The organism is Rhodoferax sp. U11-2br, assembly GCF_018619435.1.
In the GTDB taxonomy this organism is placed as follows: Bacteria; Pseudomonadota; Gammaproteobacteria; order Burkholderiales; family Burkholderiaceae_C; genus Rhodoferax.
The window spans coordinates 138,405-152,736 of record NZ_JAHFZF010000002.1; the positions used below are offsets into that span (position 1 = coordinate 138,405).

Genomic DNA, 14,332 nt, shown 5'->3' on the forward strand with positions numbered 1-14,332 from the left:
GCCAAACGCTGGTGTTCAGGCAGAGAGGGATGGATGACTAGTGACGCAAGCGCAGCGCCGTGGTGGTCACAGCCAGACGTCGGGAAAGTTTACTCCGCGTCGGGCCCGTGTTGGCAACTTTTCTCACGGGACTGGTGGGTGTTCAGGGCCAACAGCAGGTCCTCAAACGCAGCCACCGGCACCGGTTTGCTGAACAGATAGCCCTGGTACTGACGGCAGCCGTGTTCGGCCAGAAAAGCCAGCTGGGCCTCGGTCTCCACCCCTTCGGCAATCACATCCAGGCCCAGGCTGTTGCCCAGGGTGATGATGGTTTTGACAATGGCCGCGTCGTTGTGATCGGTGAGCAGATCACGCACAAACGACTGGTCAATCTTGAGCTGGGTCAGTGGCAAACGCTTCAGGTAAGTCAGGGAAGAATAGCCCGTGCCGAAATCATCCAGCGAAAAGCGGATGCCCAGGGCCTGCAGCTCCTCCATGCGCTGGACCACCGCATCGGCATCTTCGATCAGGGTGCTTTCGGTCAGCTCCAGCTTGAGTTTGCTGGCCGGGGCACCGGTGCTGACCAAGAGCTGTTGCACCTGGTCGGTGAAGTTGAGCTGGCGGAACTGGCGTGCGCTGACGTTGACCGCCAGACTGAGCTGGGCCAGCTCGGGCTGGGTTGACCAGGTGGCCAGCTGGCGGCAGGCGGTTTCCAGCACCCAGTTGCCCAGCGGCACAATCAGGCCGGTGTCTTCGGCCAGTGCAATAAAACTTGCTGGCGACACCATGCCTTGTTGGGGGTGACGCCAACGCAGCAGGGTTTCGGCACCGATGGGCTGGCGCTGCTCGTTCATCTGCACCTGGTAGTGCAGTTCAAACTGGCCCAGCCCGAGGGCCTCATGCAGGTCGGCGTTCAAGGCCGAGCGTGCGTTGGCGGCGGCCTGCATCGCCGGGTCAAAAAAACACAAGGTGTTGCGCCCGGCCGCTTTGGCCTGGTACATGGCGGTGTCCACACGGCGCAGCAACTCTGTGGCCGAGGTCTCCACATCACCAAACAGTGCCACCCCAATGCTGGCTGAACAACGGTAAGTGATGACTTCGCCCTGAGGGCCGGCAGCCAGATGGAACGGCTGGTTCAAGGCATCGCGGATCTTGGTGGCAATGGCGGCGGCCTGCACCGGGCTGCCCTGGGCGCCACCGAGGTCTTCGAGGATTACCACAAACTCGTCGCCCCCTAAGCGGGCGGTGGTGTCACCTTGGCGGATGCTGCGGCCCAGGCGGGCTGCCACTTCCACCAGCAGCCCGTCGCCGGTGGTGTGGCCATGGGTGTCATTGAGCTCCTTGAAGTGGTCCAGGTCGATCATCAGCAAGGCGCCCATGCGGTGATGCCGGGTGCTGGTGGCCAGCGCATGCTCCAGCCGGTCAAACATCAGCCGTCGGTTGGGCAGCTGGGTCAGCGGGTCAAAAAAAGCCAGTTGGTGGATCCGCTGTTCATGGCGTTTACGTTCGGTGATGTCCTGGCTGAAGCCCACAATGCCAACAATATCGTCCTCGACCTTGATTGGAGAGAGCACCACATGAAAAAAACGTGGGGTGCCATGGAGCAGGGAATAGGACTCGTATTCGACCTCGACCACCTCACCGGCGTAGGCGCGGCGGTTTTGCGCCAGCCAGACGCTCACATCGTCCTCTTGCCATCCGGACTCTTGCAATGTTTTGCCCAACTGGCTGCCGACAAACTGGACAGCGGTGGCGTTTTCCATGATGCAGCGCCCGTCCAGGTCGCGTGCCCAGTAGGCCACCGGGGTGTTGTCGACGATGGCACGCAACATGGACTCACTTTCCTGCAAGGCTTGTTCGGCCACCTTGCGGCTTGTGATGCACCTGGAGAGCGCGATAAAACGTGGCGGCTCGTCGGCAACAGGCGTTTTCTGCGCCACCGACAACTCGAACCACTCGGGTCCCCGCTCCAGATCGAGTCTGTATTGGTGGCCGATCGAAAAGCCGTTCTCCAAGGCCTCTTGCAGGGCTTGGTAACAGATGTCGGCGGCTGGCGCTGGCAGCACCTCCCGGATTGAGCGCCCGAGCAGTTTGGAAGGGGCAACCAGACTCCAATCCTCCCGGGGCACATGGTGGGCGTGGTAGAGGCCTTCCAGGTCCACTTCAAACATGAGGTCAGGAATCGCCTGCAGGGTGGCTGCAAAACGGTTTTTCAGGGCCTCGAGTTCGTCCTCTTTGCGTTTGCGTTCATCAATGTCCACCGCGATGCCCGCCACCGCATTGACGTGCCCGGCCTCATCAAACAGGGCTTGTTTGAAGCTCAGATAACACCGAAAACCCTCATGTCCGAGGCTGGGCAAAAAGGTTTCCAAGGTGGCGGGCTGGCCGCTACTGGTCACCTGCTGGTCGTGGCTTCTGATGATGTCAGCGGCAGCTTGCGGGAACAGATCGGCATCACGCTTGCCAATCACCTGATCACGGGGCAGACCGCGCATGGCGCAAGCCACATCATTGGCGTAGAGGTAGCGCCCGTCCAGATCCTTGATGTAGATCGGGGTGTGCATGCAGTCGATGGCGGCCCGCAGCTGTTTGTTCTCATCGCTCATGTCAAACTTTTCCCGTGATTGCCCACACAAATAGGGTCCCTACAAGCTGTTTCATCCCGCCGCCATGGCCTGTGCGAAGGCGCGCACCCTGCCAGACCGGGCCTGCAAGCTGTCTGCCTGCAGCTACCCGCAGAGCATATGCCATCACCTTGTGTCGAGTATGTCAGACCCGTCAAAAGGGTGAAATACTTCACTTATCGTAGCGTTCATTCCTTTAATCATAAGGGCTACGGCAATATATCACGCTCAACTCTGCCCTGACAACCTGCGGCACTGTGCCGTCCAATGGGTGCTGGCACACGGTCCGGTCTGCCAGCAAGGTCTAGCATCCAGAGCGTCTGTCCTCACTCTGCCCCGTCAAGAAACTCCTTGACTATCCACGCGTCGAGCCCATATGCAAAGCACCATGTCCACCAAGTCAAAAATTGTCATTGCGCTGGTGCTGGTGGCTGCCCTGGGCGGTGCCTTTGCCATCTGGCAGATGCGTGCGCCCGAGTTGCCGCAAGGGTTGGCGTTTGGCAATGGTCGGCTCGAAGCCACTGAGGTCGATGTGGCCACCAAGGTCGGTGGGCGCCTGGCCAGTCTGATCCCGCACGAAGGTGACCAAGTGGCCCAGGGCCAGACCGTGGCTATCCTTGATGCCGATGACGTTGCCGCTCAGTGGCGCGCCGCCCAGGCCCAGGTGCGCCAGGCACAACAAGCCACCCGCGCAGCGCAAGCCGGTGTGTCCAAGGCCGAATCCGATATGGCGCTGGCGCGTATCACGCTGCAACGCTCGCAGGAACTGGTGCAAAAAGGCTTCATCAGCGGTGCCACCCTGGACCGCGATCACAACACCCAGCAGGGCGCGTTAGCCGGTCTGTCTGCGGCGCGCACGCAAGTGGCCGAGGCCGAAGCCGCCACCCAGGCGGCAGTGGCACGTGGTGAGAGCCTGAGCGCCACTCTCAACGACACCTCCCTCAAGGCGCCAATCACCGGGCGCGTGCTCTACCGCCTGGCTGAACCGGGCGAGGTGCTGGCGGCTGGCTCCAAGCTACTGACGCTGCTGAACATGACGGATGTGTCGATGACCATCTTTTTGCCCGCTGCCGAGGCCGGCAAAGTGGTCATTGGCAGCCCGGCGCGCATTGTGCTGGACGCCTTGCCCAACCAGGTGCTGCCCGCCACCGTGAGCTTTGTGGCGCCGCGCGCCCAGTTCACGCCCAAAGAGGTTGAAACCCGCAGCGAGCGTGAAAAGCTGATGTTCCGTGTCAAGGTCAAGGTGGACGCCACTTGGCTCGCCCAACATGAGCAGATCACCAAAGGCGGCATGCCCGGTATGGCCTATGTCCAAACCGACCCTCAAGCACCCTGGCCGGAAAATTTGCAACTGCGGTAGAGCGCCGTGAACACCCCCGCACCCACGAGCAGCGTCGCCAGCCTGCGTGGCGTGACCCAGCGCTACGGCAAGGTGCTGGCGCTCGATCAGATCACGCTGGACTTGCCCTCAAGCTGTATGGTGGGCCTGATCGGGCCCGATGGGGTGGGCAAATCCACCCTGCTGGCGCTGCTGGCCGGTGCGCGCGAGATTCAAACTGGCCAGGTGACCGCCCTGGGTGCCGACATGGCAGACCGCCAGCAGCGCAACCTGACCCAGCCGCGCATTGCCTACATGCCCCAAGGCCTGGGCAAAAACCTCTACCCAACGCTGTCAGTGTTTGAGAACGTCGATTTTTTTGGTCGTTTGTTCGGCCAGAACGCGGCTGAGCGCGCCAAGCGCATCACCGAGTTGCTGGCCAGCACCGGGCTGACACCGTTTCGCGACCGCCCCGCGGCCAAACTCTCGGGCGGCATGAAACAAAAGCTTGGCCTGTGTTGTGCATTGATTCACGACCCCGACCTGCTGATTCTGGACGAACCCACCACCGGCGTCGACCCGCTGTCACGCCGCCAGTTCTGGGAGCTGATCGACAGCATCCGCGCGCGGCGCCCCGGCATGAGTGTGGTGGTGGCCACCGCCTACATGGAAGAAGCGGCGGGTTTTGACTGGCTGGTGGCCATGGACGACGGGCGCGTGCTGGGCACAGGCACCACGGCCGAGCTGCTGGCCAAGAACGGCAAAACCACGCTGGAAGAAGCCTTCATCGCCCTCTTGCCCGCTGAGCAGCGCAAGGCCCACCATACGCTGGTGATGCCACCGCGCCAGCCCAGCAGCGGCCCACCTGCGATTGAGGCCAGCCACCTGACCCAGCGGTTTGGCGACTTCACTGCAGTGAGCGACGTGAGTTTTCGCATCGAACGCGGCGAAATCTTCGGCTTTTTGGGCTCCAACGGTTGTGGCAAAACCACCACCATGAAGATGCTCACCGGTTTGCTGCCACCCACCGAGGGCCAGGCCACCTTGTTTGGCAAAACGGTGGATGCGCGGGATCTGGCCACCCGCAAGCAGGTGGGCTACATGTCGCAGGCGTTTTCGCTTTACGGCGAACTCACGGTGCGGCAAAACCTGGACTTGCACGCCCATTTGTTCAACCTGCCGCCCGACACCATCGGCCCGCGCCTCGATGAGCTGGTGAAGCGTTTTTCGCTGGAGGTCTACCTGGATGAACCCGCCGCCGGGCTGCCGCTGGGCATCCGCCAGCGCCTGTCCCTCGCGGTGGCGGTGGTGCATGGCCCAAAGCTGCTGATCCTGGACGAGCCGACATCGGGCGTTGACCCGATTGCACGTGACCAGTTCTGGGAACTGCTGGCCGAGTTGTCGCGCAGCCAGGGTGTCACCATCTTCATCTCGACCCACTTCATGAACGAGGCCGAGCGTTGTGACCGCATCTCGCTGATGCACGCCGGGCGTGTGTTGGCCAGCGACACCCCGGAGGCGCTGCGGCAAACACGTGGCGCGGCCACACTCGAAGACGCATTTATCAGCTACCTCGAAGAAGCCAGCGGCATTGCACCTGCTGCTGGGGCATCGCAGCCGCCAAACGTCGGACCTGCCATTGAGGCACAAAAACCCACGTCAGCCCTTATGGGACAAAGGGATGATGATACAAAAAGCAGAGCGACCGTCACGCCACGTGTCAACCCACCCCACACGGCCTTCAGCCTGCGCCGCCTGCTGGCTTACGCCTACCGCGAGTTCCTGGAGTTGCGCCGCGACCCGATCCGCCTGACCTTTGCCCTGCTGGGCTCGGTGCTGCTGATGTTTGTGCTGGGTTACGGCATTTCGCTGGACGTCGAAGGCCTGCGTTTTGCAGTGCTGGACCGCGACCAGTCGCCCGAGAGCCGGGCCTATGTGCAGAACATTGCGGGCTCGCGTTATTTCATCGAACAGCCCGCACTCACCAGCAACGAGGACATCGACGAGCGCATGCGCCGCGATGAGTTGTCGCTGGCGCTGGAGTTGCCTGCGGGCTTTGGGCGCGACCTGCGGCTGGGCCGCCAGCCCGAGGTGGGTGTCTGGATCGATGGCGCCATGCCGTTTCGCGGTGAAACCATCCGGGGTTATGTACAAGGCCTGCATTACCAGTATGTGACTCAACTGATCACTGAGGCCACCGGCACCGCGCCGGTACAAGCTGCCACGCTGGCGCTGCGTTACCGCTACAACCAGGATTTCAAGAGCATTTTTGCGATGGTGCCCGCGGTGATCCCGTTGCTGCTGATCTTCATCCCGGCGATCTTGATGGCACTCGGTGTGGTGCGTGAAAAAGAGCTGGGCTCGATCACCAACTTGTATGTCACGCCGGTGACCCGGCTGGAGTTTCTGGTGGGCAAACAACTGCCTTACATCGCGATGTCGATGGTCAGCTTCTTTTTGCTGTTGTTGCAGGCGGTGGTGGTGTTTGGCGTGCCGGTCAAGGGCAGTGTGCTGGCGCTTAGCTTTGGCGCGCTGCTGTATGTGACCGCCACCACCGGCATGGGGCTGTTGATCTCGACCTTCACCAATACCCAGATTGCGGCGCTGTTTGGCACTGCCTTGTTGACCATGTTGCCCACGGTGCAGTTTGCTGGCTTGACCACGCCGGTGAGTTCACTCGAAGGCCTGGGTTATTGGATCGGGCAGTTTTTCCCAGCGACTTACTTCCTGGTGATTTGCCGGGGCGTGTTCACCAAGGCGCTGGCGTTTGGCGATCTGATGGGCCAGTTTCTGGCGCTGTCAGCATTCATCCCGGTGCTCACGGTGCTGAGCCTGGTGTTGCTGCGCAAGCAGGAGAAGTGAGCATGGCCACCAACAACGTTTTCGCCAGCCTGTCCAACATCTACCGTCTGGGTATCAAAGAGCTGCGCAGCCTGGTGGCTGACAAGGTGCTGCTGGTGCTGATCATCTGGGCGTTTTCGGGTGGCATCTATGTGGCCTCGACCGCGAGTTCTACCGAGCTGCACAACGCGCCAGTGGCGGTGGTGGACGAGGACCAGTCGCCGCTGTCGCGGCGGTTGGTAGACGCACTCTATCCACCGTACTTCAAGCTGCCGCAGCAGATCGCCCTGAACCAGCTCGACCCGGTGATGGACAAGGGGCTGTATTCCTTCACCCTGATCATCCCGGCCCACTTCCAGAGTGATCTGGTGGCTGGGCGCCAGCCCGAGGTGCAGCTCAACATCGACGCCACCAACATGAGCCAGTCCTTCATCGGGGCGAGTTACATCCAGTCGATTGCCAGCGCCGAGATCACGCAGTTTTTGACGGGAAGTAGCGACAGCGCGGCGCTGCCGATCAGCCTGGTGACCCGCGTGCGCTTTAACCCCAATCTGAACGGCAAGTGGTTTGGCGGTGTGATGGAGGTGATCAGCAACGTCACCATGCTGACCATCATCCTGGTAGGTGCCGCGCTGATCCGCGAGCGTGAACACGGCACCATCGAACACTTGCTGGTGATGCCGCTGGCACCTGTTGAAATCATGCTGGCCAAAATCTGGGCCAACGGCCTGGCGGTGCTGCTGGGGGTGATTTTTGCGATGACGGTGGTGCTGCAGCTTGTGCTGAAAATCCCGATTGCCGGGTCTGTGACGCTGTTTGTGGGTGCTGCCGCGCTGTACCTGTTTGCCGCCGCGTCCATCGGCATTTATCTGGGCACACTGGCGCGCTCGATGCCGCAGTTGGGGCTGCTGATCATCCTGACCATCATCCCGCTGCAATTACTCTCGGGCGGCGTCACCCCGCGTGAAAGCATGCCCGAGCTGGTGCAACACCTGATGCTGGCCGCACCCACCACCTACTTTGTGCGGCTGGCGCAGGCCATTTTGTACCGGGGTGCGGGGCTCGGTGAGGTCTGGTTCGACATGCTCTGTATGCTGGGTGTGGGCAGCGTGTTTTTTGTCGCGGCGCTGCTGCGTTTTCGCAGCTCGGTGACCCAGACACAGGTCTAAGGTCTCCAAAATAGATAGCTGTTCACCCTTGATCGGTAAGGGCTGATCAGGTGTAAGAGCCATAACCACGAATGCTGTCCATCAGGGAGCAAAGGGCCTACAGCGTAAAAGGTCTACCCCCCATCGCCGTGACGCATCTGGCTGTTACAGTTTGAGACACATCACCCATCGCGTGATCTGTCTGCAAAAATCAGGTTCAGGGGCATCAATGCACAAGTTGGACTATGGACGACGTTGATCTCAACCGGGACCGGCTGGCTCTGGCGCTGGAAGCCGCCGGACTCGACCTCTGGGAAAACAATTTGCTCACTGGTGAAGTCAGCCGCCGAGCCATGAAAACCATTGCGACCCTGGGTTATCCCGAGGAAGAGCAATGGACCTATGTTGAGCAGTTTTTCCAGCTGATCCACCCGGATGATCGGCCACACGTGCAGCTTGCGTTGGATGAACACCTGTGTGGCCGCACTCCCCAGTACCGCGCTGAGTTCAGGTTACGTGCCAAAGACGGCAGCTGGCTCTGGTTTGCCAATTACGGCAAGATCATGGACCGTGACAGCCACAGCCCGGCGCAGCGTTTTGTGGGGGTGACCTTCAACATCGACGACCGCAAGCGCAAGGAAGACGAGCTGGCACAGATCAACCAGCAATTGGCCGAGAAAAATGCCTTGCTGGAGCGGTACAACACCGCGCTGGAACTGCTGGCCGCCAGCGACTCCCTGACCGGGCTGGCCAACCGGCGTCGGCTGATGGAGCTGGGGGCCAATGAGTGCAAGCGCACGGCGCGGTTTTCACACGACCTGTCGCTGCTGGTGGTGGACATTGACTGCTTCAAGAACATCAACGATGCCTGGGGGCATCAGGTGGGTGACCGGGTGATCTGCGCTGTGGCCGACGCCTGCACCGGCCGCATCCGCACCGGCCTGGACACCGCCGCCCGCGTGGGTGGAGAGGAGTTTGTGGTGTTGCTGCCGCAGACCAACCTCACCAGTGCCTGCGCGGTGGCCGAATCCCTGCGCCAGACGGTGGCCCACAAACAGGTGCCAACCAACGACTCCGGGGCCAGCGTGAGCTTCACCGTCAGCATTGGTGTGGCGACGCTGCAGGGACACGCCATGCCCTTTGACCAACTGCTCAACAACGCCGACAAAGCACTCTACTTGGCCAAGCAGTCCGGACGCAATCAGGTGCAGTCCTGGGACGATGCACCCTGGCCTGTATGAAAGCCAAAGGGTTCGGGAAACCGGCCAAACCGCCTGCTGGTGGCCCGCCGTCCAGCAGCCATTGACGACGCAAAAGCGGGGCGCCCGTCGCGCGATCCAGGTCGTGCCAGCGCGCATTTGAGGTGTAATGCTTTACCCAAAACCCATGGAGAGCCTGAACCATGTCTTTGCCTGGACTGATGTGTGCAACGCTGTTCAAACACCTGCCGGACGGCGTTTTTTTGATCGACCCCGAAACCTCCTGTGTTCTGGACTGCAATGAAGTGGCGTTGAAACACGTCGGCATGGAGCGCAGCGAGATCCTCAACCAGTCGGTGCTGAAGTTGCATGTCGAGGTGATGGGCCTGGACCAGTGGGCCAGTCTGGCGCAGGCGGTGCGTGCTGTCGAGCACCTGGTGTTTGTGGTGCATCACCGCCACAAGTCCGGCGCGGAAGTCCCGGTGGAGATCAAGACCAGCCACTTCTGGCAGGACGGGCGCGAGTATTTTTTGTCGATTGCCCGCAACATCAGTACACGCCAGGCCCAGGAGCGCGCCGGGCACCGTGATGAGGCCCAGCTGCGTTATGCGCTCAACGAGGCCCTAGACGGCCTGTGGGACTGGAACCTGCAGACCGATGAGGTGTTTTTCAGCCCGCAGCTGGCGCGTATGCTGGGCTACGGCCCCAGCGAGATGACCCCCCACCGCGATACCTGGAGCGCCAACCTGCACCCCGAGGACGCCTTGTGGGTGCGCAAGGTGTTGCAGGAACACATTGATGGCCAGCGCAGCCGCTACAACGCCGAGTACCGCCTGCGCAACCGCAATGGCCACTACGTCTGGGTGCATGATCGAGGCCGCGTGTGTGAACACAACGACGACGGCCAACCGATTCGCATGCTGGGCATGATGCGCAACGTCACCGACCAAAAAACCATGGAGCTCACGCTGCAGGCCATGGCCTCACACGACCCGCTGACCGGGCTGCTCAACCGCCGCGAAGGTGAACAGGTGTTGGACCGGCAGCTGGAGCTGTGCCGTCGGCTGGCGGTGCCCATGGGCATGTGCTTTTTCGATCTGGACCACTTCAAACGCATCAACGACGAACACGGCCACGCCCTGGGTGACAAGGTGCTGCAGCGTGTGGCCCAGACCATCAGCCACGAGGTGCGCAGCACCGACGCCCTGTTTCGCTGGGACAGCGACGAATTCCTGCTGCTGTGTGTCGACACCGCCGAGTCTGATCTGCTGGTGCTGGTTGAAAAGCTGCGCGCCAAAATTGCCGCCACCCATTGGCAGGACCTGGGTCAGTTGCCCGGCATCACCTGCAGCTTTGGTGTAGCGGTGTTTCCCGACCATGCGGACAACGCCGATAACCTGTTTGTGGCCGCCGATTCGGCGCTGTACCGGGCCAAGGCCCAGGGCCGCAACCGGGTGGAGGTGGCGCCCAAAAACACGCCAGCGGCAGTGGCTGCCCAAACATCAGAAAACAAATAGGCTACCAGCCCTTTTGATATAAGGGCTGGTAGCTACTTTAATTATAGTGAATCATGCCCATGCTTGACCTGCTGATCCACAACGCCAGCTTGCCCGATGGGCGCCAGCACATGTCGGTGGCTGTGCAAGACGGCCGCATTGTCGAGGTGGCCGCTGGCCTGCAGGCCCAGGCGCACCACAGCGTTGATGCCCAGGGCCAGCTGCTGAGCCCGCCGTTTGTGGATGCCCACTTCCACATGGACGCCACCCTGAGCTACGGCCTGCCACGGGTCAACCAGAGTGGCACGCTGCTGGAGGGCATCGCGTTATGGGGTGAACTCAAACCGCTGCTCACGCAAGAAGCCCTGATTGAGCGCGCCCTGGCCTACTGCGATTGGGCGGTGGCCAAGGGCCTGTTGGCGATCCGCACCCATGTGGATGTGTGTGACGACCGCCTGCTGGCGGTGGATGCGCTGCTGGAGGTGAAACGTCGGGTGGCACCCTACATCGACCTGCAGCTGGTGGCCTTCCCGCAGGACGGTGCGCTGCGTGCGCCCGGTGCCCTGGCCAACCTCCAGCGTGCGCTGGACAAAGGTGTGGATGTGGTGGGTGGCATTCCCCACTTTGAGCGGACCTACGAACAGGGCACCCAGAGCGTCAAGCTCTTGTGTGAACTCGCTGCCGAGCGTGGCCTGCGTGTGGACATGCACTGCGACGAGTCGGACGACCCTCTCTCGCGCCATGTCGAAACCCTGGCCTTCGAGACCCAGCGCCTGGGTTTGCACGGCCGGGTCACCGGTTCACACCTGACCTCGATGCACAGCATGGACAACTACTACGTGTCCAAGCTGATGGCCTTGATGGCCGAGGCGCAGTTGCATGCGGTGGCCAACCCTCTGATCAACATCACGCTGCAAGGCCGCCACGACAGCTACCCCAAACGCCGAGGGATGACCCGTGTGCCTGAGCTGCTGGCGGCAGGCATCAATGTCGCGTTTGGCCACGACTGTGTGATGGACCCGTGGTACAGCTTAGGCAGTGGCGACATGCTCGAAGTGGCCCACATGGGCCTGCATGTGGCGCAGATGACCAGCCAGGCCGCGATGCGCCAGTGTTTTGATGCGGTCACGGTGAATGCCGCACGGGTTTTGGGCCTGGAACACTATGGGCTGGAGGTCGGCTGCCACGCCGATTTTGTGCTGTTACAAGCGCGTGACCCGGTGGAGGCGCTGCGCCTGCACGCCACCCGGCTGCAGGTGTTCAAACGCGGCAAACTGCTGGCCCAGACGCCGGCCACGGCTGCCCAGCTGCATCTGCCTGGGCGGCCCGGGCAAACCCGCTGGATGCCTGACAGCCCCGGTTTCGGCTGACACCGGGTTTTGGCTCACCACCCCGACGCTACCGGGGTGGGTTTCTCAAACGTAAGAGACGTAGCGCGGGTCGTACACATGCGCCCGCACCAGCGCTGGCAGGTCTTCCGGCCGTGACTTGGACGCCAGGCCCTGCTCGAAAATCACCTCGGCCACCGCCACCGCAATCTGCACTGAGACCTCCCGCACACGGGTCAGCGGCGGCAGCAGGCTGCCTTGCGCCAGATCTTCAGGCGTGACCGATGCCGCCAGGGTGTGGGCCGCTGCCAGGAACATCTCGTCTGTGATGTGTTTGGCCCCGCAGCTGATGGCGCCCAGGCCCAGGCCCGGAAAAATGTAGGCATTGTTGCCCTGGCGCGGCACCAGGGTGTTGCCCTGGTAGACCACCGGGTCAAACGGGCTGCCGCAGGCGAACAGGGCGCGCCCTTGGGTGGCGGTGTAGGCCTCCTCGGCGGTGCATTCGGCTTTGGAGGTGGGGTTGGAGAGGGCAAACACAATCGGCTGCGGGTTGATCTCGGCCATGGTCTGCAACACCTCGGTGTTGAAGGCGCCACCGACTGCGGCCACCCCAATGATGGCGGTGGGGCGCAGCGCCTGCACCGCCGCCAGGAAATTGTCGACTTCGGCATGCGCATGGGCGTAGGGCAGTTTTTGCGCGGCCAGGCCGCTGCGTGACTGCACCACCAGGCCTTTGGAGTCCACCAGCCAGCAGCGCTGGCGCGCCAGCTCGGGCGCCAGGCCCTTCGCCACCATGGCCGCGACCAGCAGGTCGGCAATGCCGGTGGCGGCTTCACCGGCACCGAGGAACAGGAAAGTCTCGTCAGCCAACTGCGTGCCCTTGACCTGCAGCGCCGACAACATGGCCGCCAGCGCCACCGCAGCAGTGCCCTGGATGTCGTCATTGAAGGTGCAGATTTTGTTGCGGTACTGCTCCAGCAGCCGAAAGGCGTTGTGGTTGGCAAAGTCCTCAAACTGGATGATCACGTTCGGGAAGACCTGGCGCGCGGCATTGATGAACTCGTCGACAAAGTCGTCGTAGATCTCACCGGTCACCCGGTGGCGGCGCAGGCCCACGTAATACGGGTCGGCCAGCAGCTCTTCGTTGTTGGTGCCGACATCGAGCGTGATCGGCAGGCAGATCGCCGGGTCCACACCCGCGCAGGCGGTGTAGAGCGAGAGTTTGCCCACCGGGATGCCCATGCCATTGGCGCCCAAGTCACCCAGGCCCAGAATGCGTTCACCGTCGGTGACCACAATGATGCTGGCCTTGTGCGGCCAGTTGCGCAGGATCTCGCTGATGCGACCGCGGTCATGGATGCTGATGAACAGGCCCCGATGGCGCTGGAAAATGTGGCCAAAACGCTGGCACGCCAGCCCCACCGTGGGGGTGTAGATCAGTGGCATGATCTCGTCGAGGTTGTCACACACCACGCGGAAGAACAGTCCCTCGTTGCGGTCATGCAGGCCGCTCAGCGCAATGAACTTGTCCAGCGGGTTGGGCAGGCGGCGCATGTTGACCAGAAAGCGGGCGACCTGCTCCTCCTGGGTTTGTACGTGTGGTGGCAGCAGGCCACGCAGGCCCAGCGCATCACGCTCGACCTCGGTGAAGGCAGTGCCTTTGTTGAGCAGGGGGTCTTGCAGCAAGGCCATGCCATGTGCAATGGTGCTGGGGCTGATCTTCATGGGTGACATCCTCGGATAGTGTTGTCGGTGCCATGAAGCACTCATGGCCGGTGCATTGTGTGCCTGCCGCTGCGCGGCAGGCTGATGATTTTGCTACATTAAAAGTAGCTATTAGCCCTTTTTATATAAGGGCTAGCGTGTTATTTGTTGTACAAGTCCGGTTGTTCGGCCAGGCGCTTTTCACGGGCCGCCAGTTCATCGGCAAACTGGCCTTTGGCTTCCGGGTAGATCAGGGTTTCTTCGAGCACGATGTGGTCGTGCAACAGGGCCAGAAACACCTCGACGTTGTGCTGCAACTCGGCCATGTCGACCCAGTCCTCACCGTTGGCAATGGCGCGCAACATGGGGGCCAGCTCCAGCCAGTTTTGTTCGATCCAGCCGTGGTCTTGTTGCAGCGTGCGCACCGCCTGCACCAGCTCGGCGTTGTCGCTGGCCAGCAGTTTGGGGAAAATATTCTTCTCTTCGTCGGCATGGTGCTGGCGCGCTGTGGCCGAGAAAAAGGCCTCGATCACCCGCACTGGTTCGCGGTACTGTGCCTCGTCCGCTCCCGCCTGAATTTGTTCCAGAACACTGGTCAGCTGGGCCAGATGTTCGTGGATTTGCTGGTGGCAGTCATCCAGCGCTTGAAAACGATCGGCTTGGGGAACTGGCTTCATCACTCACTCCTGAAAAAG

At 61.8% G+C, this 14,332-nt stretch carries 9 protein-coding genes; 6 read left to right on the forward strand and 3 right to left on the reverse strand.

Going from position 1 to position 14,332, the window contains the following annotated elements; all coding sequences use genetic code 11:
* Positions 1-89: 89 nt before the first annotated feature.
* Positions 90-2,585, reverse strand: coding sequence for an EAL domain-containing protein (locus tag KKO72_RS01925; protein WP_214934922.1), 2,496 nt, complete (start codon positions 2,583-2,585; stop codon positions 90-92).
* A 406-nt stretch (positions 2,586-2,991) separates the two neighbouring features.
* On the opposite strand from KKO72_RS01925, the gene KKO72_RS01930 reads away from it, so the two are divergent.
* The 6 genes from KKO72_RS01930 (at position 2,992) to KKO72_RS01955 (ending at position 11,975) form a co-directional block, all read left to right on the forward strand.
* Positions 2,992-3,963, forward strand: a complete 972-nt coding sequence (locus KKO72_RS01930; RefSeq protein ID WP_251140394.1) for an HlyD family secretion protein — start codon at positions 2,992-2,994, stop codon at positions 3,961-3,963.
* Between the two features lie 6 nt (positions 3,964-3,969).
* Entirely contained in the window at positions 3,970-6,783 is a 2,814-nt protein-coding gene (gene rbbA / locus KKO72_RS01935) for a ribosome-associated ATPase/putative transporter RbbA (protein ID WP_214934926.1), read from the forward strand.
* A gap of 2 nt (positions 6,784-6,785) precedes the next feature.
* Positions 6,786-7,931: an ABC transporter permease gene (locus KKO72_RS01940; protein ID WP_214934928.1), complete on the forward strand. Its 1,146-nt coding sequence runs from the start codon at positions 6,786-6,788 to the stop codon at positions 7,929-7,931.
* Positions 7,932-8,155: 224 nt separating this feature from the next.
* Positions 8,156-9,151 (forward strand): sensor domain-containing diguanylate cyclase, encoded by a 996-nt coding sequence (locus KKO72_RS01945; RefSeq protein WP_214934930.1) that lies wholly within the window; start codon positions 8,156-8,158, stop codon positions 9,149-9,151.
* A 161-nt stretch (positions 9,152-9,312) separates the two neighbouring features.
* On the forward strand, positions 9,313-10,626 hold the full coding sequence (locus KKO72_RS01950; protein WP_214934932.1) for a diguanylate cyclase: 1,314 nt from the start codon (positions 9,313-9,315) through the stop codon (positions 10,624-10,626).
* A gap of 59 nt (positions 10,627-10,685) precedes the next feature.
* A complete protein-coding gene (locus KKO72_RS01955) occupies positions 10,686-11,975 on the forward strand; it encodes an amidohydrolase family protein (protein ID WP_214935130.1) in 1,290 nt (429 codons plus the stop codon).
* A 45-nt stretch (positions 11,976-12,020) separates the two neighbouring features.
* Here the strand turns inward: KKO72_RS01955 and KKO72_RS01960 are convergent, their stop codons facing one another.
* Positions 12,021-13,658, reverse strand: a complete 1,638-nt coding sequence (locus KKO72_RS01960) for an NAD-dependent malic enzyme (RefSeq protein ID WP_214934934.1) — start codon at positions 13,656-13,658, stop codon at positions 12,021-12,023.
* A gap of 140 nt (positions 13,659-13,798) precedes the next feature.
* The gene (locus tag KKO72_RS01965) at positions 13,799-14,314 is read right to left on the reverse strand and encodes a hemerythrin domain-containing protein (protein WP_078364995.1); all 516 of its coding nucleotides are present in this window, start codon (positions 14,312-14,314) and stop codon (positions 13,799-13,801) included.
* Positions 14,315-14,332: the final 18 nt, after the last annotated feature.

Bases quoted from the DNA above. Each gene is read 5' to 3' on its own strand.
- KKO72_RS01925 (WP_214934922.1), bottom strand. From the start codon at position 2,585: ATGAGCGATGAGAACAAACAGCTGCGGGCCGCCATCGACTGCATGCAC.
- KKO72_RS01965 (WP_078364995.1), bottom strand. From the start codon at position 14,314: ATGAAGCCAGTTCCCCAAGCCGATCGTTTTCAAGCGCTGGATGACTGC.
- KKO72_RS01950 (WP_214934932.1), top strand. From the start codon at position 9,313: ATGTCTTTGCCTGGACTGATGTGTGCAACGCTGTTCAAACACCTGCCG.
- KKO72_RS01945 (WP_214934930.1), top strand. From the start codon at position 8,156: ATGGACGACGTTGATCTCAACCGGGACCGGCTGGCTCTGGCGCTGGAA.
- KKO72_RS01930 (WP_251140394.1), top strand. From the start codon at position 2,992: ATGTCCACCAAGTCAAAAATTGTCATTGCGCTGGTGCTGGTGGCTGCC.
- KKO72_RS01960 (WP_214934934.1), bottom strand. From the start codon at position 13,658: ATGAAGATCAGCCCCAGCACCATTGCACATGGCATGGCCTTGCTGCAA.
- KKO72_RS01940 (WP_214934928.1), top strand. From the start codon at position 6,786: ATGGCCACCAACAACGTTTTCGCCAGCCTGTCCAACATCTACCGTCTG.
- KKO72_RS01955 (WP_214935130.1), top strand. From the start codon at position 10,686: ATGCTTGACCTGCTGATCCACAACGCCAGCTTGCCCGATGGGCGCCAG.